Annotated in this window: 21 protein-coding genes; 13 read left to right on the top strand and 8 right to left on the bottom strand. The window is 43.4% G+C overall.

From position 1 onward, the window contains the following. Positions 1–119 precede the first annotated feature (119 nt). Positions 120–3,794, top strand: a complete 3,675-nt coding sequence (locus ACFGVS_RS29275; protein WP_439696656.1) for an ABC transporter permease — start codon at positions 120–122, stop codon at positions 3,792–3,794. 506 nt (positions 3,795–4,300) lie between these two features. Here ACFGVS_RS29275 and ACFGVS_RS29270 read toward each other — a convergent pair. Continuing rightward, entirely contained in the window at positions 4,301–4,561 is a 261-nt protein-coding gene (locus ACFGVS_RS29270; protein WP_439696655.1) for a hypothetical protein, read from the bottom strand. Between the two features lie 147 nt (positions 4,562–4,708). On the opposite strand from ACFGVS_RS29270, the gene ACFGVS_RS29265 reads away from it, so the two are divergent. Together ACFGVS_RS29265 and ACFGVS_RS29260 are read left to right on the top strand one after the other, a co-directional pair. Then, positions 4,709–5,020 carry a hypothetical protein gene (locus tag ACFGVS_RS29265; RefSeq protein ID WP_439696654.1) on the top strand — a complete coding sequence of 104 codons (312 nt, stop codon included), beginning with the start codon at positions 4,709–4,711 and terminating at the stop codon, positions 5,018–5,020. Between the two features lie 126 nt (positions 5,021–5,146). Next, complete coding sequence (locus ACFGVS_RS29260; protein ID WP_439696653.1) at positions 5,147–6,190, top strand: sterol desaturase family protein; 1,044 nt, start codon at positions 5,147–5,149, stop codon at positions 6,188–6,190. Between the two features lie 333 nt (positions 6,191–6,523). Here ACFGVS_RS29260 and ACFGVS_RS29255 read toward each other — a convergent pair whose 3' ends face one another. After that, positions 6,524–7,171 (bottom strand): ankyrin repeat domain-containing protein, encoded by a 648-nt coding sequence (locus ACFGVS_RS29255; protein ID WP_439696652.1) that lies wholly within the window; start codon positions 7,169–7,171, stop codon positions 6,524–6,526. A 352-nt stretch (positions 7,172–7,523) separates the two neighbouring features. On the opposite strand from ACFGVS_RS29255, the gene ACFGVS_RS29250 reads away from it, so the two are divergent. Together ACFGVS_RS29250 and ACFGVS_RS29245 are read left to right on the top strand one after the other, a co-directional pair. Then, entirely contained in the window at positions 7,524–10,094 is a 2,571-nt protein-coding gene (locus tag ACFGVS_RS29250) for a DNA translocase FtsK 4TM domain-containing protein (protein ID WP_439696651.1), read from the top strand. 69 nt (positions 10,095–10,163) lie between these two features. Continuing rightward, complete coding sequence (locus ACFGVS_RS29245) at positions 10,164–10,841, top strand: LolA family protein (RefSeq protein WP_439696650.1); 678 nt, start codon at positions 10,164–10,166, stop codon at positions 10,839–10,841. A gap of 309 nt (positions 10,842–11,150) precedes the next feature. Here the strand turns inward: ACFGVS_RS29245 and ACFGVS_RS29240 are convergent, their stop codons facing one another. The 3 genes from ACFGVS_RS29240 to ACFGVS_RS29230 are packed head-to-tail and all read right to left on the bottom strand — an operon-like array spanning position 11,151 to position 13,294. After that, positions 11,151–11,711 carry an AAA family ATPase gene (locus ACFGVS_RS29240; RefSeq protein WP_439699272.1) on the bottom strand — a complete coding sequence of 187 codons (561 nt, stop codon included), beginning with the start codon at positions 11,709–11,711 and terminating at the stop codon, positions 11,151–11,153. After that, positions 11,711–11,977 (bottom strand): DUF1456 family protein, encoded by a 267-nt coding sequence (locus ACFGVS_RS29235; protein WP_439696649.1) that lies wholly within the window; start codon positions 11,975–11,977, stop codon positions 11,711–11,713. Before ACFGVS_RS29235 ends, ACFGVS_RS29240 begins: the two co-directional genes overlap by 1 nt. A gap of 15 nt (positions 11,978–11,992) precedes the next feature. Next, positions 11,993–13,294, bottom strand: a complete 1,302-nt coding sequence (locus tag ACFGVS_RS29230; protein ID WP_439696648.1) for a DEAD/DEAH box helicase — start codon at positions 13,292–13,294, stop codon at positions 11,993–11,995. A gap of 131 nt (positions 13,295–13,425) precedes the next feature. Between ACFGVS_RS29230 and ACFGVS_RS29225 the strand changes: the two genes are divergently transcribed. From ACFGVS_RS29225 to ACFGVS_RS29190, 8 genes are all read left to right on the top strand, one after another. Continuing rightward, positions 13,426–14,082 (top strand): hypothetical protein, encoded by a 657-nt coding sequence (locus tag ACFGVS_RS29225; protein WP_439696647.1) that lies wholly within the window; start codon positions 13,426–13,428, stop codon positions 14,080–14,082. Positions 14,083–14,162: 80 nt separating this feature from the next. Then, on the top strand, positions 14,163–14,519 hold the full coding sequence (locus tag ACFGVS_RS29220) for a DUF1801 domain-containing protein (RefSeq protein WP_439696646.1): 357 nt from the start codon (positions 14,163–14,165) through the stop codon (positions 14,517–14,519). 1 nt (position 14,520) lies between these two features. Beyond that, positions 14,521–15,081, top strand: coding sequence for an NADAR family protein (locus ACFGVS_RS29215; protein WP_439696645.1), 561 nt, complete (start codon positions 14,521–14,523; stop codon positions 15,079–15,081). A 3-nt stretch (positions 15,082–15,084) separates the two neighbouring features. Beyond that, a complete protein-coding gene (locus ACFGVS_RS29210; RefSeq protein WP_439696644.1) occupies positions 15,085–15,453 on the top strand; it encodes a DUF1801 domain-containing protein in 369 nt (122 codons plus the stop codon). Positions 15,454–15,479: 26 nt separating this feature from the next. Continuing rightward, positions 15,480–16,220 carry a hypothetical protein gene (locus ACFGVS_RS29205; RefSeq protein WP_274209074.1) on the top strand — a complete coding sequence of 247 codons (741 nt, stop codon included), beginning with the start codon at positions 15,480–15,482 and terminating at the stop codon, positions 16,218–16,220. A gap of 178 nt (positions 16,221–16,398) precedes the next feature. Then, on the top strand, positions 16,399–16,899 hold the full coding sequence (locus ACFGVS_RS29200) for a DUF3859 domain-containing protein (protein WP_090644683.1): 501 nt from the start codon (positions 16,399–16,401) through the stop codon (positions 16,897–16,899). Between the two features lie 98 nt (positions 16,900–16,997). Next, positions 16,998–17,588, top strand: coding sequence for a GDSL-type esterase/lipase family protein (locus ACFGVS_RS29195; protein ID WP_274209075.1), 591 nt, complete (start codon positions 16,998–17,000; stop codon positions 17,586–17,588). Between the two features lie 69 nt (positions 17,589–17,657). After that, positions 17,658–18,386, top strand: a complete 729-nt coding sequence (locus tag ACFGVS_RS29190) for an esterase family protein (protein WP_439696643.1) — start codon at positions 17,658–17,660, stop codon at positions 18,384–18,386. An 86-nt stretch (positions 18,387–18,472) separates the two neighbouring features. Here ACFGVS_RS29190 and ACFGVS_RS29185 read toward each other — a convergent pair whose 3' ends face one another. Genes ACFGVS_RS29185 through ACFGVS_RS29175 form a run of 3 tightly spaced genes read right to left on the bottom strand, consistent with a single transcriptional unit; the run spans position 18,473 to position 23,520 of the window. Further along, on the bottom strand, positions 18,473–20,737 hold the full coding sequence (locus tag ACFGVS_RS29185) for a TonB-dependent receptor (protein WP_439696642.1): 2,265 nt from the start codon (positions 20,735–20,737) through the stop codon (positions 18,473–18,475). A 15-nt stretch (positions 20,738–20,752) separates the two neighbouring features. After that, positions 20,753–22,090 (bottom strand): HupE/UreJ family protein, encoded by a 1,338-nt coding sequence (locus ACFGVS_RS29180; protein ID WP_439696641.1) that lies wholly within the window; start codon positions 22,088–22,090, stop codon positions 20,753–20,755. Positions 22,091–22,104: 14 nt separating this feature from the next. Beyond that, a complete protein-coding gene (locus ACFGVS_RS29175; protein ID WP_090644662.1) occupies positions 22,105–23,520 on the bottom strand; it encodes a DUF3500 domain-containing protein in 1,416 nt (471 codons plus the stop codon). Positions 23,521–23,576: the final 56 nt, after the last annotated feature.

Raw genomic sequence — 23,576 nt, 5'->3', positions numbered from 1 at the left:
TCTAAAAACGAACGACTTAATGTCCGGTTTTGCTACAGCACATATATTGCATTTTATATAATCTTTATATTATCAATAAGTTATAAGTTTGGAACAACGATTGAGTTTAAATACTTCATTTGAATCCATACACATTCCATATCAGCTTGTTCGACCTGGTTTTCCTGGGAGCCATTTTTATTGGGCTAACTTTTAGCCTGCAGTTATGGTTTGCCAAAGGAGTGAACCGGGCTGCAAACCGGTTTATTGGCCTGGCCCTGGCAACTATCGTTTTGTGGATGGCCTGGGTATTGGGCATTGACATCAGGCTGGATAGCTATTTCCCCCGGTGGAGCTGGTTACCGCTGCAATTTTCCATCACGCTTGGCCCCTTCATCTATTTTTATGTGCTTAAAGTAACCCGGCCGGAATATCAATTCCGCTGGAAGAATCTGCTGCATTTTAGCCCATGGTTGTTGCAACTGGCCGTTTGGGTATTGGAGATTATGGAGAGCATCACGACGGGAGGCGCCACTTATGATACACTGATCTTTCGGCAACTGAGCCCGGTATTGGACCTGTCCGCGTTTATATCTGTCACCGTATACTTATACCTCTCTTTCAGGCTGATTGAACGTTTTTACCAACAGCTGGAATTTAATACGGTGAACGATCGTTACCGGTACCAGCTGCGGTGGCTGTATCGCTTGCTAACCATTTTTGGCCTGTTATGGCTATTGTGGGTGCCTTATATCGCCATAGATTATTTTTATTATCATCATCAGTTAGGTATACATGCCTATTATCCTCTGTATTTCTTATTAGCGGTAATGACCATCTGGCTGTCGGCAGTCGCTTTTTTCAGGCAGGAAACAAGTGTACCGGCCGAGTCGCCCGCGTTGTTCAGCGCACCGCTTCCTGCCGAAATGAAGCAAAGGGGTACCTGGCTAAAAAAAGCCGTGCAAGCAGGCCTGTATTACCAGGACCCTGATCTAAGCCTAACTTCGCTGGCCGAAAAGCTTGAGCTGAGCCCTCATGAGTTATCGCGCATCATCAATACTGCACTCAAGAAAAGCTTCAACGATTTCATTGGTGAGTATCGCGTTGCAGCTGTTGTTCAAAAAATGCAAAACCCGGCTTATGATCATATTACGCTGCTGGGTATTGCTTTTGAATCGGGCTTCAATTCTAAAACTACTTTTAACCGCACCTTTAAACAAATAACCGGGAAAAGCCCGGCTGAATATAAAAATCATCAAAAAAAAGAAGGCCCATCTTATAGTTTGGGGCGTTCGCCCCGCTTTGCGAAGGTAATTTCGTTCCAGGAAACCACACCTACGTGGTCTACTCACAAATTAAATCGCAATTATATGTTCAAAAATTATTTTAAAATAGCCTGGCGCAATCTTACGCGCAATAAAAGCTACGCGGCTATTAATATTATTGGCATGGCTGTTGGCATTGCCGTTTGTATGATGATTTTTATCATTATACAATACCATACAAGCTTCGATGCTTTTCACTCCAAAAAAGATCGCATCTACCGTGTGCTAACCGAATATCATCACCAGGACGCAGGAAATATATCATATGGAAAAGACCTCCCGTTTCCACTACCACTGGGATTGAAGACTGCTTTTACCCAGGTAGAACAGGTAGCGCCAATTTTTGCAAGCCAAAATGATCAGTTATTGATACCTGATAATAACGGAACTACGGTAAAAGTATTTAAAGAGGAACGGGGGCTATTTTATACACAGCCTTCTTTCTTTAAAATATTTGATTTTCCGCTGCTTGCAGGTTCTTATGAATCGTTAAAAGATCCGAACAACGTATTGCTCACAAAAGAGACCGCCGAAAAATATTTTGGCGACTGGAAAACGGCAATAGGCAAATCTATTAAACTGCAAATGGGGGGGTTTATGTTTGAGCACGGCACCGATGTATTAAAAGTTTCGGGCATCCTGGCAACAATTCCTGCAAATTCCGACTTTCAGCTAAAACTTGTGGTTAGTTTTGGAACAGGGTTTACCGGAGATTATTTGGCCAAATCAACCGACTGGGACAGAACGGTAGCCGATTTTGGTTGCTATATTTTATTACCGCCGAATGTTGCTGCCGGTAATTTCAATCAGCAGCTGAGCGCATATTCAAAAAAGGTTAAATCAACCGTTAACAAGGATATTCAAATAATACAGCCTTTAAACGCTGTACATTATGATACCCAGGTAGCTAATTACAGCAATAAGTCAATCAGTCGTCAGCTACTTAATGTATTGTGGCTTATTGCGGCGTTCATTTTGTCAATTGCCTGCGTAAATTTCATCAACCTTTCTACCGCGCAAGCTGTTAACCGGGCAAAGGAGATTGGCGTACGAAAAGTTTTGGGAAGCAGTAAACCCCAACTACAAATTCAGTTCATCGTAGAAACATTTTTGATAGTTGCTGGCGCTGTAATACTTGCAGCAGTTATTACATTTTTTGCAGTTTCTGCTGTAAGCCGGCTTTTAGAGCTTTCGCTTTCGTTCAATATATTTAGCAATCCTGCAATCATTTTATTTCTTTTCGCAATAACCATTGTTGTAACCGCGCTGGCAGGTTTTTACCCGGCTGTTATTTTATCGCGTTTTAGTCCGGTTAATGCTTTAAAGAGTAAACTTTCAACCAATAGCGCAAACGGAATTTCGCTACGCAGAGGATTGGTGGTATTTCAATTCATTATTGCACAGGCACTCATCATTGGCACAATCATCATTGTAAGGCAAATGAACTATTTTATGGATCAACCCTTAGGTTTTGATAAAGATGCCGTTGTAAATATTCCGTTCCGCATAGATAGTCTTCGCATGAGCAGGTATGATTACCTGAGGAACCAGTTATTAGCGATAAACGGCGTGCAGGCCGTGAGTTACAGTTCAAATACGCCCATTGAAAATAATAACGATACCTGGAGTACTATAAAGTTTAACCATTCAATTAAAGAATCGGACTTTAAGGCTATCACCAAATTTGCAGACGAAGGGTATATTCCGGTGTATAAGTTACAATTAATAGCGGGAAGAAATTTGCAGCCTTCCATGACTACCCGAGAATTCCTGGTGAATGAATCGCTTGTGAAAAGCTTGGGGCTTAAAAACCCCGAAGATATATTGAATAAAGAAATCAGCATTTGGGATGGTGTTATCAAGTGTCCGGTTGTTGGTGTGTTAAAAGATTTTAACGACAGGTCTTTTCGGCATGGCCTTGCGCCATTACTTGTTGCTACAAACGGCACCATGTATAACCAGGTAGGCATAAAACTTAAAACGACAAATATTTTTTCGACGATGCAATCTGTTAAACAAATATTTGAGAAGTCAATTCCCGATTTTGTTTATGAATACAAGTTTTTGGATGATAAAATTGCAGGTTTTTATAAACAGGAAAACCAGTTGGCCGCTTTGTACAAAATTTTTGCTGCCATTGCCATATTCCTTAGCTGTTTGGGATTATATGGTTTAGCCTCATTTATGACGGTGCAGCGCATAAAAGAAGTTGGCATCCGTAAAATACTTGGTGCTACCTCGGGCAGTATAGTTTATTTGTTTTCGAAAGAATTTGTCATACTCATTACAATTGCTTTTGCTGTTGCGGCCCCCATAGCATGGTATTACATGCACCAATGGTTACAAGCTTATGCTTACCGCATTAGCATTAGTTGGTGGTTACTTGCCGCAGGCGGCTTAGCTGCCATAATTATTGCACTTGTAACAATAAGTTTCCAGGCAATAAAAGCGGCAAAAGCAAACCCGGTGAAGACCCTGAGAAATGAGTGATATAAAACCGGTTTCGCAGTAAAGAGCTTGGGGATCATAAGCTGAGATCCGAGGTTTAGTTGACACATTTATGTGGTGCGTTCCGGGGTGAGATACGGAACGCATTTTTTTTACCGGCGCCGGCCAGGTTGTGTTATCTCGCACTAAAGTTTTCACATATTTGCCATCTTCAAAGTGCAGGAAAACCCATTTGGCAGCTATTTCACTACAGCAAGCAAAGTTTTAATTATATGTTCTATATCAGTTAGTTTCACATCATTAAAAGTGTACCACCCCGTACCAGGGTGTTTCAGCCCGTACCACCCCGTACCAGGGTGTGCCAGGGTGTTTCATTGCCAGGTGGTACACACACTTTGTTGGTTATACAAAGTACCTGAAACGGCCTCCCCCATTTTCAATCATAAAAGGCCGTTACCGCATGTTCACTCTTTATACAGAAACTAAAAGCTAATGACTGATTGTTAATTAAATACGTTCACCTAATGTGAAATTAGTTAATAGGTTCCTTATAAATCGGCTTTCCCGGGGTTTAGCAGGTAATCAAACTGCTCATAACCATTGTGAATAATAAATTTCAACCTTTCTTTAGGCCCGGAGATGTCTAACGACATTAAAGCCAGTGTTTCGGGCAGATTATCCCTTATTAGTTTCAGATCGGTAACGTGGGGCATTTCAATAAAAATATCATCTCCCTGTGCCTCAATTTTCCATCCGGGTAAGTTGGTGTGGTGCAATACCGTTAGCCATTTTTGTTGATAAACATTCATAATTGTGTTTTTACGCCACGCCTTTGGGGGCGTTTTTTAATTTATATCACTGAGCAAATAACATCCACATATCCATTCTGTTTTAAATGAACACGTCAAATCAAATTGGCCGCTTAAACAAACTTTTAAAGCCGGCGTTAATAGATTATGAAAAAAGTGATAACACGTATCTGGCACGGCCGTACAAAAGCCACCGATGCCGACATATACCTTAAATATGTTGAAGATACCGGCATCGCCGAATACAAAAACATAAAAGGCAACCTATCTGCCGAAATATGGCGAAAAACAGACGGCGACGTTTGCCATTTCTGGACGGTTACCAAGTGGGATTCCTATGACTCCATTAAACTGTTTGCCGGCAAAGATTACGAAAAGGCCAGGTACTTTGAGCAGGATGCCAATTTCCTGCTGGAGTTTGAAGAATACGTACAGCACATGGAAGCCTTTGTTTATTAAACTCCGCACCACACGCCAATTGTTACATTACAGAACACTCAAATCTTTTCATTTTACAAATCTATTTTTATAATATTGTAATGTATATACATTAACCTGCCGGTTATACCAATTATAAAAATTCAGATGAGTACTTTTTTCAATTCCATACTTGATCTTTTCAAAGGCTTTTTTGGCTGGGGCAGCTGGGGCAGCTTAACCGACATCATTAAATCGGGCAATTATAGCAGGCTGCTTACCTACGAAGGTTTCCAGGCTATGCTATTCCCCATCATGCCTTTTTTGTTGCTGCTTGAGATTATTCGCGGGGCGTTTTATAAACGTTTTAATGTTATCCATTATAAGCTGTCGTTTTTTTCGTTCGTTTTAAACTCCTTTATCGGCACGTATATTAAAATTGCCATGGTGATGCTTTGTATAGGGCTGTTTGAAAAGTATGCCTTTTTCAAAACCTCGTTCACCTGGTATTGGTTTATATATGGCTATATTGTTTGGGAGTTTGCCCACTTTTTGTACCACTATTTTGGCCATAAGGTAAGGTTGTTCTGGTGCCTGCACTCCACTCACCACGCGCCCGAAAGCATGAATATCGCCATCAGCAATGCTCATTTCTTTTTAGAGGCTCCGTATGCCGATTTTATCCGTACTACGGTTTGTATTTTGTTAGGCGTTAGCCCGGTTATGCTGGGCGTTATCATGTTTATTGATGGTTTCTGGGGCACCTTTATCCACATTGGCGAAAATGCGATGAAAGATGCCCGCCTGGGTTTCCTGAATAACATTATCCTTACGCCATCGCACCACCGGGTGCACCACGCCCGCAACGTAACCTATATGGATACCAATTTTTGCAACCTGCTCCCCATATGGGACCGTGTTTTTGGCACCTACCAAAACGAAGACCGCAACATCCCCATAGAATATGGCATCAGCCGCCCCATGATTAAAAATAGCTTCCTGGATGCCTATTTTGGCGAAATAGTTGCTTTAGTCAAAGATGTGTACAAGGCCCCCGGTATCAAAAATAAATTCCTGTACATCGTAATGCCACCCGGCTGGAGCCACACCGGCGACCATAAAATGACCACCGTTGTAAAGAAAAAATATTTTGAGGAAATGGAGAAGCAGAAAAACCAGGTGAAACAAAAAGAAGAAAGTGTATTAATGTAACAGGGCGTAACCCCAACTGGTAGAAGTTGGGGTCGGGCTTTTTGCTCATACTGCACAGGCCTTAACCACATTGGCCGGTATCCGCGCCAAGCCCTTACGCATTTGTCTGAATCAGAATTTTCAGAATTTAAAAATGAACAGAATATTTGTCTGAGAAAGATTTACGACGTTTTAAAAATCTCGTGAGGCTGGGATTTTTTTAGGCTTCAGACCCTCACAATAATTATTTCATTGCCAGCGATAGCGTGGCAATGAAATATGTTTAATATTATCTCATCCAGCCCCTTCCATCTTGATTCTTGACTCTTGATTCTTGACTCTACGTCCCCCCCCCTATTCCAATATCTCCGCTATCTCATCAAAACCTTTTTCCCTGGCCAAATCTGCGGGGAGTTTGCCACCTTCCATGCGGGTATTAATTTCGGCGCCGTTTTCCAGTAATAGTATCAACAGTTCCAGGTTGCCGTTTTGAGCAGCCGAGTGCAGCGGGGTGGCACCAGCCTGTTGTTTTATGTTGATAAGGGCCCCGTTTTCAATCAGCATCCTGGCTGTTTGGGTATAGTTGCCCGCACAAGCAGAATGTAAGGGATACACATGAAACCCATTGTTTGACGGCCGGTTTACATCGGCCCCTTTTAGTACCAGGTAGCGGGCCACATCATAGTGGCCAAAGTAGCAGGCCAGCCCAAGGGCCGTAAAGCCATCGTCGGCATAATCATCAAGCGAGTTGGGGCTATCATAAACAAGGTTGGCTATCAAATCCAGTTTACCGGCAGCGGCGGCCTCAAACATGGTAAGTTCGCCGGCGTATTTTAACAACAACTCGGTTACACCGGGCTTTTTGTAATAGCATGACAACATCAGCGGCGAAACCCGCTGGCTGGTTAATGTTGTGGCCAGCTTCGGATTTTGGGCAAGCAGTTGTGCCAGTCCGGTTAAATCGGCAGTAGCAATGTACTCTTCAACCTGTTCTATACTCATTATCTGCACATAAATAAAGGCAAAACCTACGCGTTGAACGTAAAGCGCACCATTGTTTCAATTATACTAAAAAAATAAAAATACGCCTAAATATTTGTTTAATCTGCTAACTTTATATTTCAACACTTAGTATTTTTTGGGTGATTGATGAGGGTAATGTTAAGTCATAAGTACTTAATCGCAAGCCATAAGTTTGATTGTCATTTTTGACTTTGAACCTATGACTTTCGGCTAAAGACCCGCGATTAAATGCTTTTGACTTGGCAGTAGATAAAAATTTATATGTTGTTTTTGCAAAGTTTACATAGGTGAAATTTTATGTAAGTTTGCAGTTAAAGGATGTTACATCAGGATGCCGGTAAAAGCAAATCAGTTTAAATCAAATAGTTTTAAGGACGATAATCAGCCACGCCAACCAGGCGGCAGGGCCGATAAAGAGAAGGAAGCAAAAAAACTGCTCCCTAAAATGCCCCGCTTTGATATGGAAAATGGGCGTGGCGTAAAAATAGCGGGCTTATTTTCGCTTCTATTGGCTATTTATTTCCTTATCGCCTTTACCTCTTACCTGTTTACCTGGCAGGAAGATCAAAGTTATATTTCAACAACCAATGGCGGCTGGCATAACCTGGCCACCGGCAAAACCGTACAGGAAATTGCCGATACCGGTACGCCGCATATTGCGCAAAACTGGCTGGGTAAATTTGGCGCACTGCTAAGCAACCAATTTATTTATGAGTGGTTTGGCGTAGCATCGTTTCTGTTTGTGTTTATATTTTTTGTTTTGGGTTATCGCCTGTTGTTTAAGGTAAGGCTTTTTTCGCTCTCTAAAACAATTGCTTACTCCATTTTCAGTATCGTATTCATCTCAACAGCCATAGGCTATTTTCACGCGTTTATTATAGATTACCCTCATTTTTTAGAAGGTGGATTCGGTTACTGGAGCAACCGGTTACTTGACGCCCAGATAGGCCCGGCAGGTACCGGCGGCCTGCTGGTATTCGCGGCACTTACGGTATTGGTTATAGCCTATAACATCGATTTTAAAATACCATCCCGCAAGGAAAAAAAGGTAGCCCCGATAACTGTTGACGAAGTATCACCCGAGCCTGTCGAGCTGATTGACGACGAAATTGACCTGCCTGTTGAATGGCCCCGCGGCAACCGTGTAAAAGACATTCCCCTGAGCCCGGTTAATGTTGTTAAGCCCGAACCTATAAAACAGCAGCCGTTGGAACAAACCCCGCTTTATCATGAGCCCATTGTTTTAACACCTACCAGCGCCGACAAGATGGGGACCGAGGATGACAGCCTACCTCTTACCATTGATGTTAACCGCCCTTTACCAGAGTTAAGTGTTGAAAAGGCCGACGATTTAAAAGCGCAGGAACTTGTAAACCAGTTTGGCATTTATGACCACCGCCTTGACCTGGCCACCTATAAATTTCCGCACCTCGATTTGCTGGAAAACCATGGTTCAAACAAAATTTCGGTTAATGCCGAAGAGCTGGAAGCCAACAAAAACAAAATTGTTGAAACGCTGAACCATTATAATATCGAGATTGATAAAATAAAAGCCACCATTGGCCCAACGGTTACCCTGTACGAAATTATACCTGCCCCGGGCGTCCGCATTTCCAAAATTAAAAACCTGGAAGATGATATCGCTCTGAGCTTAGCCGCTTTAGGTATCCGTATCATCGCGCCTATGCCTGGTAAGGGAACTATTGGTATCGAGGTGCCTAATCAACACCCCGAAATGGTATCGATGCGGTCGATCCTGATGACCGAGAAGTTTCAGAATACCACGATGGATTTGCCTATTGCTTTGGGTAAAACCATATCAAACGAGGTTTTTATAGCCGATTTGGCCAAGATGCCCCACTTGCTGGTTGCAGGTGCTACCGGACAGGGTAAATCGGTTGGTATCAATGCCATATTGGTTTCTTTGCTGTTCAAAAAACACCCCGCCGAGCTTAAATTTGTTTTGGTTGACCCCAAGAAGGTGGAACTTACCCTTTTCCGTAAGATAGAAAGGCACTTTTTGGCCAAGCTGCCCGATGAAGCCGACGCCATTATTACCGATACCAAAAAGGTGGTAAACACCCTCAACTCGCTTTGTATCGAGATGGATCAGCGTTATGACTTGCTGAAGGATGCGCAGGTACGTAACCTGAAAGAGTACAATGCCAAATACGTTAACCGCAAAATAAGCGATCCCGAAAAGCACCGTTACCTGCCATTCATCGTACTGGTAATTGATGAGTTTGCCGACCTGATGATGACCGCCGGTAAAGAGGTAGAAGTGCCTATAGCCCGTATTGCCCAGCTGGCCCGCGCAGTGGGGATACACCTGGTTATTGCAACGCAAAGGCCGTCGGTAAATATTATTACGGGTACTATTAAGGCCAATTTCCCATCAAGGCTGGCATTCCGGGTGCTATCTAAAATAGATTCGCGCACTATTTTGGATGCAGGCGGCGCCGACCAGCTGATTGGCCGCGGGGATATGTTATTTTCGACCGGTAGCGACCTTATCCGCCTGCAGTGCGCGTTTGTGGATACACCCGAAGTTGAGGCCATATCTGATTTTATAGGTAACCAAAAGGGCTACCCTACCGCCATGTTACTGCCAGAATACCTTGGCGAAGGCGAAACCAGCAGCCCTAAAGAATATGACCCGGATGACCGCGACCCGATGTTTGAAGAAGCCGCACGTTTGATTGTATTGCACCAGCAAGGATCAACATCGCTCATTCAGCGTAAAATGAAACTGGGTTACAACCGCGCCGGCCGGATTATCGACCAGTTGGAAGCCGCCGGTATTGTTGGCGCCTTTGAAGGCAGCAAAGCCCGTGATGTACTTTACCCCGACGAATATAGCCTTGAACGCTACCTGGAAACCCTTCAAAAAGCCAAAGATTAAACCAAATACAATAAATATGCTCTAAACCAATAACTATTAACATGAATAGTTGTTGATGATAAAACAAACATGAAAAAAACAATTTTATATACCCTATTAGCGCTAACTATCTGCACCAATGCTTTTGCCCAGAAAGATGCCCAGGCTAAAGTGATATTAAACCAGGTAAGCGCCAAATACAAATCATACGATCTTATTAAAGCCGATTTTTCTTTCACACTTGATAACCAGCAGGCCGGGGTAAAAGAAACCCAGACAGGTACCTTGATATCCAAAGCCAAAGCCGGCAAGTACAAGGTTACCTTATATAGCTCGGCGACAGCAAAGGATGTAGATAAAGAGATCATCAGCGATGGCAAAAGCCAGTGGACTTACCTTAAAAAAGATAAAGAAGTGCAGGTGGGCGATGCCGGTAAAGGCGGTGATGGTTTAAGCAATCCTTCACAAATTTTCACCATCTATGAAAAGGGCTACAAATACCTTTACACAGGCGAACAAAAAATTGCCGGCAAAGCATACCAGGCTATCGACCTGACGCCTGAAAACGAAAAAGCGAGCATTTTTAAAGTGCGCCTATTGGTTGATAAAGCCAAAAAACAGATCTACAGCGCTCTTTTATTCGATAAAAACGGCAACAAATACAACTATGTTGTGAAGAGCTTTACCCCCAACGCTCCCGTTGCCGACAGCACCTTTGGCTGGGACGCAAAAGCACACCCCGGCGTTGAAGTGGTGGACTTGAGGTAAATCTTTTTAGATGTGAGATATTAGATTTGAGATATGAGACTTATAAAGAGCGGTGATTAGGATCATCGCTCTTTTTGTTTATTGATATGTTCGAAGAAGAAATGAGGTCTTAAAAATTTCCTCCTCGGGGAGGGGTGTGATGGTCACGAGCGCAAAGGCAGGGAGGGGTTTGTACGCGCGATGAGTTGTAAAGTGACTTGAACGCCTGATTTAACCCCTACCTCCTCCTTCCCCAAGGAAGGAATCGCACATTCCCCGCCTTTTTTGAGTCTCCCCGGCACATGATCAAATTCATAATGCCATAGAAAGTTATTTCAATTCTTCCAGCCTCCGCAATACAGCCGCCACCCGTTCATCAACCGTAGTATCCCCTTCAATAAGCAACAAGGGCTTTTTAAGGTTTTTCATCCAGTTTTGGTGTACTTGCAGGGTGCGGCCATCGGTGGTATTATCGTCGTAGCCGTTGGCCCAATCTAAAAATTCATGATAAAAGGCGGCGCGTTCCGGGTTGGTGTATATCTTATCGCCATAACGTTCAAACTCACGTTTTTTGAGCCTTTCCATTCTTACTGCGTTTGGGATATATAAAAATACCGAGAGGTCGAAATCCCAGTTATTATTCCAGTTGACTATCGAACCGCTTAGTATCCAGTTTTTGTGGGGGGCTGTATCAAGGTTAAGCATGGCATTTCGTTCTTCCGGCTTTCGCCTAATGGTGAACGGGGTTTCTGATGGCATCCAAAAGTATTCATCGCCATCAAAAGCTGGGTAACCAAGCGCCTTACCCAGGGCTTTCCCCAAAGTGGTTGAACCGGAGCCGGATGCTCCAAAATATTGATCTGCATTACAATACTGCCAACAGGTCGATATTATTTTTTTTCTTCTTTTTTTTCTTCAGTTTTAGGTGCGCGCTTATCAGGCATAGGGCCACGTTTGTAGATGATAAGGCCATTTAGGAAATTGCGCAGGATCTGGTCGCCGCAGGGTTTAAAGTTGGGGTGATCATCGGCACGGAAAATGGCGCCCAGTTCAGTTTTGGTAATCCGGAAGTTGGCAAGTTCCAATACTTTTACAATATCATCGTCGGTAAACTTCATAGCTACCCGCAGCTTTTTCATGATATCATTATTGCTCATACTATTGGTATTAAATTATATCGAAATGTCTATTTTAACTTTTTTATTTTTAATCTTTTCGCCCTTAATCTGCTGTACAACTTTTTCAATTTTGTTGCGCTTCACGGCGGCATATGAGGTGTAATCCAGTACCTCTATCAGGCCTACATCATCTTTATCCAACCCGCCTTTTTTTAGCAGCAAACCAACAATGTCTATTTTATTAACCTTGTCTTTTTTACCGGCAGCCACATAAAGCGTTGCCCAGGGTGATGGCTTGGGTACCACAGGATGTTCGGGCAGTTCCTCAACCTCCGGCATCTCTTTTAAATATGAGGGCTTTTCATCCGGCGCCAATAGCAGGTACGATGTGCCTTTGGCGTGCATACGGGCCGTGCGGCCGTTGCGGTGCAGGTAAGCTTCTTCGTTATGGGGCAGCTGGTAATGTACCACATGCTCAATTTCGGGAATATCCAGCCCGCGCGACGCCAGGTCGGTAGTGATAAGCAAGCGGTGGCTGCCATTTCTGAATTTTAGCAGGGCGCGCTCCCGGTCGTCCTGCTCCATACCACCGTGAAAAATATCGTGGGGTAATCCCCTGTCATATAACAGATCGCTGATACGTTCAACAGCTTCGCGATGGTTGCAGAAAACCAGTGTGGCCTGGTCGCCTATTTTGCAAATCAAGGCAAATAAGGCATCCAGTTTATCGGCGGCTTCGGCTATTACAGCTTTTTGTTTAATGTCGGGTTTGTTGGTGGCATTGGTCAGGTAGTCCAATTCAATTGGCCTCACCATGCCGGTAAATGACGGAATTTCGTCCATTTTGGTGGCCGATGTCAGCATCCGCTTTTTGATATTGGGCATCTGCTTAATAATAAAAGCCATATCCTCCTGGAAACCAAATTCCAGCGCCTTATCAAACTCATCCAATATCAGGGTATGTATCGTATCGGTACTAAAACTGTGGCGACGTAAATGATGCGCTATGCGGCCCGGCGTACCTATAAGCACGGCTGGCGGCTGCGAAAGATTATTGCGCTCAATTTTAACCGGGTGGCCGCCATAGCAGCAGTTAACTTTAAAGCCGCTGCCGATTGTCCGGAAAACCTGTTCAATCTGCAAGGCCAGTTCACGCGATGGTACCATAATCAATGCCTGCACTGTGGGGATATTGGCATCCAGCAAACCCAGCAAAGGCAATAAAAACCCGAGCGTTTTACCAGAGCCGGTTGGCGATAGCAGGATCACATCGCTTTTTTTGGCCGCGTTGATGGCTGCCTCCTGCATCTGGTTCAGGGCTGTTATCTTAAGGTTTTCGAGCGCTTGCTTTATCATTGTGGGGCAAAGATAAGGTAAAAGCCCCGTCCCCCGGTCTTGAAAGGCAAAAGCGGGATAAATAGTTCAAAATTTCGAAATCCAAATTAAAAACTTAGCTTTATGGTACGCGTCAATCATTGCCTTATCATATGAATACTTACCAATTTAAACAAACAGGCGGCGCAAGATATGCACTGCTGAGTGCAACCTGGCCTTTAGCTACCTTAACTGTTACCGAAAACCAACTCAGTTTAAACCTGCCATTATGTACCCTGTATTTCAGGCCCGCTGATGTATTATCAATTGAGCCGTATAATCGTGGCTTTACTACAAACAGCCTGGTTATTAATCATACCGTCCCTCATTATAAAACGCCGGTTGTTTTTAGACCTTCAGGCAACGTACGCGAAACTATAGGCCAGATAGCGCAGACAGGCTTTACAGATAATAAAAAACCTTTACCAATTGACCTTGATACAACAATAAACTGCCTGCAATCGCAAGGTGGTTTTGCTATGAAAGTGCCCGCAGTAATTATTATCGTAGTTATCTGGAATGCGCTCGCAACCCCGGAGTTATACCGCGTAGTCGTTCAAAACAGCCCTCAGGATATGTTCATAGGCATGCGATTGGCAACGGGCTTTATGGTATTAATTTGTTTAACGCTTATTTTATCCGCACCGTTCCAAAACCTGGTGCTGAAGGAAGAACGTACTTTTAACGATATTGGAAAATTCATATACTTTATTTTAGCAATTTGCAGTATAATGTTCCTTGTATCGTTATTGATGCCTGGCGTAAGATAAAGAACAGAATTATATTTACTCAATCGCCTGTAAATTACTTAAGCTAAACCGCGACAAAGGGCTCTTAAAAAAGATAGGATATGTTATTGCCATTAGATCAATTTTATCTTGAGGAGGACGAGCCACTAAAAAGCAGCTTGCTTGCCTTAAGGGATATCATCCTGCAACACGATAAGAATATTACCAACGCCTGGAAATTTAATATGCCTTTCTTTTTATACAAGGGAAAAATGTTTTGCTATATCTGGACGCATAAAAAACTACAACAGCCCTTTATCGGTTTCAGTGAAGGCAAACGGATGGAACACCCCGGCCTTACTTTCGAAAACCGGTCGCGGATAAAAATAATGATATTGGATGCAGGGAAAGAGCTGCCTGTAAATACCATTAAACAGGTTTTGGATATGGCAATTGAATTGGTAAAACGGGATTTATAAGATGGAACAAAACTATAGCCTGCAATGGCTGACCGATAAATTTGAAAACGGCGACAATATTAAATACCTGTTCTTTTGGGGACACCGGAGCAAACGGGCCGGAATTGATAAATCGTGTTTTAGCCAATGGTTTGAATTGCCCTTTGTGGTTGATGGCATTACCTACAAAACTGCCGAACACTGGATGATGGCCAACAAAGCCATGTTGTTTGGTAATCCAAAAATCTGCGAAAAAATAATTGCCGTCAACAGCCCCGGCGAGGTAAAGGAGCTGGGGCGGCAGGTTTTGGGGTTCGACGAAATTATATGGGCACAAAAACGGTTCGGGATAGTTGTTACCGGCAATATCCATAAGTTTAACCAGCACCCAAAATTCGCCGAATATTTGATAAATACAGGCGACAGGGTATTGGTAGAAGCCAGCCCGGTTGATACCATTTGGGGTATTGGCCTGGCGCAGGATGATGAACGAATAAATGATATTTACAGCTGGCGTGGACCAAACTTATTGGGTTTTGCATTAATGGAAGTGAGGGATTTTTTAAAAGGCGTTAAGCAGTAGTGTATGCCTACCCCACTTGATAATTTCTACCTTCAACAAACCGAACCGGTAAAAAGCTGCCTGTTGGCCCTGCGCCGGATTATACTGAAACAGGATGCCGCTATAACCGCGGCCTGGAAATATGGGATGCCATTTTTTTGCTATAAAGGCAAAATGTTTTGCTACCTGTGGGTGCATAAAAAATTGCTGCAGCCTTATATCGGCATTGTTGAAGGCAAACATTTTGATCATCCCGGGCTGATCATCGAAAAACGGGCACGCATGAAAATTATGCTTTTTGATGCCGATGAGGATTTGCCGGTTGAAACTATTGAGGCAATTTTGAAGCTGGCTATTGACTTGTATAAAACGGGCGTAATAAAGATCAGGTAAATAAGTTATAGTGTTACTTAAACATCATGAAGAAAATTTTACTACTCCTGTTATCGATCTGTATTGTAGCCATCTCTTGCAAATCACAACACAAAACAGGATACGGATCACCGTTGGTGGTATTAACGGAAACCAATCCCTGGCTAATGGTTGTGGGGTCCGATTCACCTACTATAGCTATTTACGAAAACGGGCAGGTGATTTACAAAAAAATGACAGATGATAAAGCCGAATACTACGAGGTTAATCTAAGCCATGAGGATCTGCTGCAAACGATTAATAACCTGGGTATCAATGACTGTTTAAAAAAACTACCTAAACACATCGACGTTTCTATAGCAACGGATCAGCCCACTGCTAAATTGTTCCTTAATCTCGATTCTGTGAAAATCATTAGCGTCTACGGACAGTTGCGTTGGGCGCCCGACCGCGATAAAGCGCCAGCCTGTTTTATTAATGTTTTTAATAACCTTATCAAATATCAACATGGCGGGGCTAAAGAATGGTTGCCGGATAGTATTGAGGTGATGCTGACAAACTACAGCCATTCTCCCGAAAAACCATTGGCCTGGCCAGTTGCGTGGCCCGATCTCAAAAACAAAACAACCATAAAAAGGGGCGACGATTTATATAGCGTTTACCTGGATAAAAAATACTTTCCGGCTTTCATCAAACTAAACTCGTCCTTAAAAGAAAACCAGGCTGTTTTAGTTAACGGACAAAAGCTTTCGGTTTCGTACCGGATACCTTTTCCTAATTTGAAGTAACCTGCCCTCCTGATGCCCAAATCATGGGCTTAAGTACTATTCCTAAGGGTCGGTTCATCGGCTTCCTGGTTAAAGTATATCAGGCCACGCCGGCGCGCGGTCGTGGTAACTACCTACTTGGTTAATATACAAGATATATGAAAGTACTATATTGCCCCGAAATATTTAACCTTATATCATGACCAAAATCACATTGTTTGCATTTTTGCTTCTTTCATTTTTGGGTTGCTTAAATGTTGGCGCTCAACAGACAGCCCCGCGGGTAAAGTTCACTGAAATCACTTTTGGCCCGGCAACATCAACAACAGTTTTTAAAGAAGAGATGCCTGGTTCACCATCGGGTGATCATTCCATTATTGCAAATCAGGTATTCGGTAAAAAGACAAACAGAATTGAGGCTAAAAAAGGAACCCAATTTGGTGTTGAATATAAAATAACCGGAAAGCATGGCAATATTGCAAGGTTAGATATTGAATGGGTTTTCCCCGCAGAGATTGTAGACACTGCGAAAAAAGAATCATTTAAAAGTGTAAGGTACCCAATTGATATAGCGGTAAATGCAACCGATGCAAGCACCTACGCACTCGATAATGACTTTGAAGTAATAAAAGGCACCTGGCAATTGAATATCTATTATGCCGATAAATTGATTTATACCCGCAAATTTGAGCTTTACTAAGCACTGCAATTTTCATTTTGAAGCAAGCGCTGTGCCTGTAATTAAATTAATTGAGTAATTTACAACCATTAATTAATTGCACACCCTAAAATAGTTTAATGTACTGGTACGAAGAAGATATAAAGCAGCTTGAAAAAGTTAGCAGGAACAAGGAATACGAGCCCGAAACTATTTTTTATGGCAGTTCGTCGGTAAGGATGTGGACAAGCCTTAAGGACGATTTTAAGGAATTAAAACCCACAAACCTGGGTTTTGGCGGCTCGACACTGGCTGCCTGCGTTTGGTTTTTTGAGCGGGTAATGGAAAGCTACAGCCCCAAAAGACTGGTAATATACGCCGGCGACAACGATTTGGGCGATGGCCGCCATCCCGAAGAAGTTTTTATATTTTTTCAGCAACTGGTTGCCAAAGTGCATCACCGTTTTGGTGATTTGCCCTGCTATTATGTTTCATTAAAACCAAGCCTTAGCCGGTGGAACATCATTGATAAATTTAAATATGCCAATAATCTTATCGAGACAGAAATAGTTAAAAATACCAATAACTGGCGATTTATTAATATTTATAAAGAGATGATTGACGCCAAAGGCTACCCTAAAAAAGAATATTTTGTAGGCGACGGGCTGCATTTAAGCCCGCTTGGTTACCAGTTATGGAAACAGGTTATTACAGCTAATATTAACAGGTAAGCATTACCATTTATTTAATTTTGATTAACATTTGTTTTGGAAATTTCGCAGCAAAAGGCCGGGCCACAAATGAACAGAGGATACCACAAATGGTTTAGCGCCAATTTACATCGTACTATGGAGCTATTGGTATTTGGTCATGCAGGCAGGGCTGTGCTATTTTTCCCTACCCGGATGGCGCGGTTTTATGACTACGAAAACTGGGGGATAGTTGAAGCGCTGCAAACCAAAATTGAAAATGGCGAGCTGCAGCTTTTTTGTGTAGATAGTATTGATACCGAAAGTTTTTATAACCACTGGGTGCATCCGGCCACACGTATAGCGCGGCATTTGCAATACGAACAGTATATTCTTACCGAGGTTTTACCCTTCATACAAAACCAAAATGGCGGCGATTACTTTGAAGTTGCCGGGTGTAGTATGGGATCATTCCATGCCATCAATATAGCTATGAAACATCCATCTGTTTTCAAGAAAGTAATATGTATGAGCGGGCGTTTTGATCTTACCCTGCAAATAGACGACTTTAAAGATCTGTTTGATGGCTATCGCGATGAGGATATTTATTTTAATATGCCCCAGCAATTTATGGCCAACCTGCATGATGGAGCCATTTTAGATGCCATTCGTAAAATCGAGATCATTATGGCAGTGGGCGAAACAGACCCATTTGTACACAGCAACCGCGACTTTAGCGACTTGCTTACAGGCAAAAGCATTCCGCATCAATTATACATTTGGGATAATTATGCGCACCGGCCACGATATTGGAAGCAAATGGTGAATTTGTATTTATAAAAGAATATACCATCTTCAGGTTTAACCATCGTCACTCACGGGGCTTTTTTCTTTTCGGCAAAAATCAAAATTACGTTTGAAGCAATTTATTTAAAAAAGTAACTGAGATGCAGCAAAGCTGCAAATTTGGTTCCGGCAGTAAAAGCAATCCCATCAACCGGTGCCTGGTTTTTTAACCGGGTAACCGTTTCAAACTGGGTTTCTTTCCACTGCACATTAAACAGGTTATTTATGGTTAAGCCAATTTCGTATTTGGGCCTGGTATAATTTAATACCAGGTCGTTGATAAAATAACCTTTGGCAACCAGGCTATAGTCGGCATTCGCCGCGCGGTCAGCCAGATACCGGTAGCGCAAACTGCCATTGAAGCCGTTTTTAAAAGTGTAGGTTATGCCGCCGGTACTGCTCCAAACCGGTGCTAAAGGAATATAATTTGCTCCGGCCGGCTCATCCAGCGACCTTCCATGGGCGTAATTTACATCTGCGTCAAAATACAGGGATTTAAGCGGCTGGTAACGGCCAGACAGGTCTAAACCAATGCGGCGGGTGCGGCCGCTAAATTCTACCGAACCTCCATCGCCTGCGTATACATATTCTTTTTGCAGGTAACTATACCACAACGCAGCGTTGAACAACAGGTTTTTGGCCGGTTTAAATACCGTACCCAAATCGGCACCATATGCTGCGGGCAGGGTTTGCAAACCTCCCTGCGCCACTACCACCCGGGTATCATTAGAATGAAAGCCTTTGCCGGTTAATAAATACAATTCGGTTTTATCGTTAACACGGTAGTAAAAATTCAGCTTGGGACTAACTATATTATTATTGGCGGTATACACACCGATACCATTAAGCGTACTATCAGTGGCCAGTTTATTGTTATACCTGTAATAAAACTGATCAAACCTTACCCCTGCGTTCATCGAGAATTTTGAACTGAATTGAAATGTTTCAGCCAGGTAGGCTCCGGCACCCAGTTCGGTAATATCACCCAATTTAACCGGATCGATAACTGTGAAGTTGTTGACGGTATGCGATAATTCCGAACCTTTGGTCATATCCAGCCGGGTATTAATTCCCGCTTCCGTTGTCAGTTTAGTATTCCCAATATAGCCTTCATGCTGGTAGCTGCCGTTATAGCCATACAAATTGCGTGTTTCCCGCTGACGGATCTCGTCACCGTTAACTGTATCTACCAGGTAAAATGTAAAATTGGTATGCAGGTCAAATTTATAGCGCGAATAGTAGAGTTGGTTTTTGACGATGTCATGATTCGACAGCCGGGTTAAAAGCTGTGCGTTCAAGTTGGTACGCGAGGTTACTCCGCCCTCGTTGGGGTCAAGTGCGCCGTAAAACCCGATGGCGCCATCGCTTACCGCGCTTTCCGGGATCTGCCCGGATGCTTTCCATGCGCTGTAGAAAGTGGAAGCACTAACGGTTAGCCAGTTGTTGGCGTTTAGCCGGCCATGATATTTGGTAAAAAAGTTAAAGCGTTTAAAATGCTGCGGGTTATCAAAATAACTGTCGCTGTACCGGTATTCCGAAGCGGCGTACCAGGACTGGTTATTGGCTTTAGCTTTTTGGCCAAGTAGGTTAACCATGCCGAACACCCTGTAGGTATTAAACTGTCCGCCTTCTATTTTAACCTGGTTAGCGTCAATCGCGTTGGCAGTGTTAAAGTTCACAAAGCCGGTCAGGGCCAGGTCGCCTTTATCCACATTATACATCCCTTTTTGATAGTTGGTGCTTTCTATCGTTTCGGGGATAATAAAATGACTGTCGGCATAACCCTGGCCATGTGCCTGCGAAACCATATTTACCGGCATATAATCAACGCTCAAATTGATATCGGTACCATGGTCATTATCAAAACCGCGCAGAAAAATCTGTTCGGCTTTACCGCCGCCCTGGTGCTGGCCTATGAACAGGCCTGGCACTATACGCAGCATCTCCTGCGAATTAGCTACTCCCCTCATTTTAATGTCCGTCTCGCTGATTACTTTATAAGGGTTGGCCGCATTGGCCGTTATAATCACATCGCTCAGCTGTGTTTGCTGCTGGCTAATAACAATTACCTGTCCGTTCCTGAAATCACTTAGCGGCAAGGTTTCTTTTTGATAGCCAATTGCAGTTATAGAAATAGTTTTAACTGATACAGGTATGCTTTGATAAAAGAATCGGCCTGTTTCATCAGTAATACCGGTTTTGTTCCCCGGTTGCAGCATAATAGTTACACCTTTTAACGGAACTTGTGTGGCACTGTCAATTACCCTGCCTGTTAAATGACTTGTTTGCGAAAACGAGTGACGGCTACAAATTAACAGAACAGCGATAAGCAGGCAACTACGCATAAAATGAAAGGGTTATTAAACAAACAGCGCTTTTTTAAATCGGGCCGATAGAAATGCGGTAACAGAAAATATTGCGACAGCAAATACTAACCACAATTCGTAGCTGGTAAATTTTAGTATCACCTGGGTAATCAGGTTAGGCTGATTGAAAACCCTTTCGGCCATCCAGGCCAAAGCCGCTACACCAGCCAGTATGGCGGCGCCGGTTCTGAAAAAAGGATAAACCAACGTCCTGCTCATCAGCATCAGCCATGGAACGATAATGGCGATTACAAACAACTGCATCACTTCGATACCAATATTAAAGCCAAGGATGCTTAGCGTCAATGTGAGGGCAGTCAAATTAAGATTAGACAAAACCGAAGCAAATGCCAATCCGTGTATAAGCCCGAAACCTGCTGCTACCAGGGCCTCCCTGCCAGGAAATATAGGATAGATGGCATGTACCGCCGAAACCAGGATAGAAACGGCGATCAATACTTCTACCAGTTGCGCGGGGAGGCTGAGCCAACCTAAAGCTCCCAATAGCAAGGTAACAGAATGACCGATGGTAAACGCCGTTACAATTTTCAGCAAGTTCCTGAGGCTGCATTTAACGCCGCCAAAACCACCCCAATGCTTTTTAACAGGTAAAAGCATAGATGGCAGCAATAGCACAATCAGGAACAACAGGTGATCGGTTCCCTCCTTGATGTGCTGCATGCCTAAAGCAAGCATGCTATTGAAACCTTTAAACCAGCTTCCCTGCTGTAAATTTATTTCCAAAGGATATATCACGTTATCTTTGGTATTCCAGCTGATTACCATTGCATCTGCCGACGATGTATTTAAATTTCCTGTCTCCCAATCGCTGCGGATAGAAACAAGGGCTGCATGGTTAACAACCTGGTGCATAATCACATCATAATCGAGCATAAACTTCCGGGTACTCTCGCCCGGCAGCGGTATGATAACTACCCTGGCAACTACTTCCCAATAATCGATGCCGTTCTCGATGTATTTTCCTTTGTCCATCCTCAAAGCTTCTACTTCAACATTCCATGGAGTAGCTTTTTTTGTGTAGGCATGAATGTGGGCTTTGAGGTATTCTGTTAATTGAGGCCCGAATTTTTCGATAAGCGTTTCCGGATTTTTAGATATATTGTTGCCAAAAGCAAGTTCCAGTTCTGATAGCGGCATTTGCAGCTCAAGTGCAACCCTATGAGGACTTGCATCTAAAAAAACAAGCGTATTTGGCGTTTGATGCGCAGCAGCAATTGTTGGCCTTAATGCTGTAACGGCAAAAATAGTTGCAAAAATAAACAGCCGCCAACTGTTTTTATGGCGACTGTTTATTGAAAAAATGTTACACATAATTTCTATTTTTTTTATAAACCTATGTAATCACGGGTATGGTCCCTCATAACAGTATGGTAGTGAATTCCCGAAAGCACCACACCTGTTTGGCAAATAAACTCTATCCAAACACTTGGCCCATCTATCCTGACGTAATCGGTATTGGTTGTTAAAAATGAGCTGGCCGTACCGGCAACGGCAGAGGTATTGCTGGCATATGTAACATATGTATCTGCAAGCTCATTTTGATAAATTGTAGTAAAGGCGGCGGCGGCAGTAGCGTCCACATCGTTGATCCATGGCATCATGGCTGCCAGCACTTTTGCCTGTGCCGCACTGCTCAACGCACTTACTTTAATTCCCTGTTTAGTGGTTGGGAATGTATTGGTGGTTGAACCGGGTACCATCAAACAGTCGGAAAAAGTACTGGATATTTTTGCCGAAGCCAGCTCTGTACTTGTGAAAGAGCCCAGCATTTCCTGCATTGCCGTATGCTCTGATTCCAGCGGGCCGCTATAAGTAGTTCCGCTTAAAGTAAATGATCCTTTTGGTTCTACTCCCTGGTGCAAAGGTGTAATACTGGTAACACTGCCTGCGTCATAAGTAATATTTTGCGCGTAATGGTGGCCACCAATCTGTAGCATCCACTTTCCGGTTGTACTTGGGGTTCCCAAAAATGCGATAATATAGTTACCTGAAGAATAGCCGGAAGCAGTTTGCCCCAGGTAATCATCGGCAGCCATAATTTGTGAAAACTCGTCATAACCTTCACCGCTACTTGTACCGAAGGCTGCCGCTGCAACTGCTTTTGCAGCCGCCAATTGTGTGGCGGTTAAGCTGCTAAATGCTAATCCGTTTCTGCACGAAACCCCACATGGCAGATTCGACCATCTTTTGGCATTGGTAAGGTTCAGCGTAAGTACAACAGTTGACTGCTGCGCAGTGGTAAGCGTTGCTAAAAAAGCATTGGCTAAACATACTACTTTTGATGCGGTGGTGGCCGACGTAGAGCACCCTGTGGTTGTTGTACTTGCGGCATTTACAGTAACTGCAAAACTGCACGTTTGCCCGCCGAAGGTAATAGCAAAAGAAGCAGTACCGCTCGACGCTGGTGTACCTGCAATAGCATACGTAATGTTGCCCGCCCCGCTGGCTAATGTACCCGCGGCTAAAGTTGCTGTTAGCCCGGTAACCCCTGTTGATGAGATAGCGGTACCCGCGGCATAAGTTTTCCCGTTTCCGCCCGTATACGGAACCGTTGCTGTTCCGGTAAATGCAGTTGAGGCATAAGCCGTTCCTGAAATTGTTGCGCTGGCACAAGTTAAAGCACTTACAGATGCCGTAGTTGTAGTGGTGCCGGAATCGCTGCTGCTTTTTTTGCAGGCCTGGATCACCAGCAATACGCTTAGGCTGATGGCCGGTAATAAGATAAATAATTTAGTTTTCATGAGTTAACTATTTGTTAAATTGATAAATACACAGGTGTTTTTTAAACCCAGCGTAA

Source organism: Mucilaginibacter sediminis, assembly GCF_051903035.1.
Classification (GTDB): domain Bacteria; phylum Bacteroidota; class Bacteroidia; order Sphingobacteriales; family Sphingobacteriaceae; genus Mucilaginibacter.
This window is presented reverse-complemented; position numbering and strand designations above follow the sequence as displayed.

What these genes read in the sequence shown, in the direction of transcription:
- ACFGVS_RS29235 (WP_439696649.1), bottom strand. Translation starts at nt 11,977, where the DNA reads ATGAGCAATAATGATATCATGAAAAAGCTGCGGGTAGCTATGAAGTTT.
- ACFGVS_RS29200 (WP_090644683.1), top strand. Translation starts at nt 16,399, where the DNA reads ATGACCAAAATCACATTGTTTGCATTTTTGCTTCTTTCATTTTTGGGT.
- ACFGVS_RS29220 (WP_439696646.1), top strand. Translation starts at nt 14,163, where the DNA reads ATGTTATTGCCATTAGATCAATTTTATCTTGAGGAGGACGAGCCACTA.
- ACFGVS_RS29215 (WP_439696645.1), top strand. Translation starts at nt 14,521, where the DNA reads ATGGAACAAAACTATAGCCTGCAATGGCTGACCGATAAATTTGAAAAC.
- ACFGVS_RS29180 (WP_439696641.1), bottom strand. Translation starts at nt 22,090, where the DNA reads ATGTGTAACATTTTTTCAATAAACAGTCGCCATAAAAACAGTTGGCGG.
- ACFGVS_RS29230 (WP_439696648.1), bottom strand. Translation starts at nt 13,294, where the DNA reads ATGATAAAGCAAGCGCTCGAAAACCTTAAGATAACAGCCCTGAACCAG.
- ACFGVS_RS29260 (WP_439696653.1), top strand. Translation starts at nt 5,147, where the DNA reads ATGAGTACTTTTTTCAATTCCATACTTGATCTTTTCAAAGGCTTTTTT.
- ACFGVS_RS29265 (WP_439696654.1), top strand. Translation starts at nt 4,709, where the DNA reads ATGAAAAAAGTGATAACACGTATCTGGCACGGCCGTACAAAAGCCACC.
- ACFGVS_RS29205 (WP_274209074.1), top strand. Translation starts at nt 15,480, where the DNA reads ATGAAGAAAATTTTACTACTCCTGTTATCGATCTGTATTGTAGCCATC.
- ACFGVS_RS29250 (WP_439696651.1), top strand. Translation starts at nt 7,524, where the DNA reads ATGCCGGTAAAAGCAAATCAGTTTAAATCAAATAGTTTTAAGGACGAT.
- ACFGVS_RS29175 (WP_090644662.1), bottom strand. Translation starts at nt 23,520, where the DNA reads ATGAAAACTAAATTATTTATCTTATTACCGGCCATCAGCCTAAGCGTA.
- ACFGVS_RS29245 (WP_439696650.1), top strand. Translation starts at nt 10,164, where the DNA reads ATGAAAAAAACAATTTTATATACCCTATTAGCGCTAACTATCTGCACC.
- ACFGVS_RS29225 (WP_439696647.1), top strand. Translation starts at nt 13,426, where the DNA reads ATGAATACTTACCAATTTAAACAAACAGGCGGCGCAAGATATGCACTG.
- ACFGVS_RS29210 (WP_439696644.1), top strand. Translation starts at nt 15,085, where the DNA reads ATGCCTACCCCACTTGATAATTTCTACCTTCAACAAACCGAACCGGTA.
- ACFGVS_RS29255 (WP_439696652.1), bottom strand. Translation starts at nt 7,171, where the DNA reads ATGAGTATAGAACAGGTTGAAGAGTACATTGCTACTGCCGATTTAACC.
- ACFGVS_RS29185 (WP_439696642.1), bottom strand. Translation starts at nt 20,737, where the DNA reads ATGCGTAGTTGCCTGCTTATCGCTGTTCTGTTAATTTGTAGCCGTCAC.
- ACFGVS_RS29190 (WP_439696643.1), top strand. Translation starts at nt 17,658, where the DNA reads ATGAACAGAGGATACCACAAATGGTTTAGCGCCAATTTACATCGTACT.
- ACFGVS_RS29270 (WP_439696655.1), bottom strand. Translation starts at nt 4,561, where the DNA reads ATGAATGTTTATCAACAAAAATGGCTAACGGTATTGCACCACACCAAC.
- ACFGVS_RS29195 (WP_274209075.1), top strand. Translation starts at nt 16,998, where the DNA reads ATGTACTGGTACGAAGAAGATATAAAGCAGCTTGAAAAAGTTAGCAGG.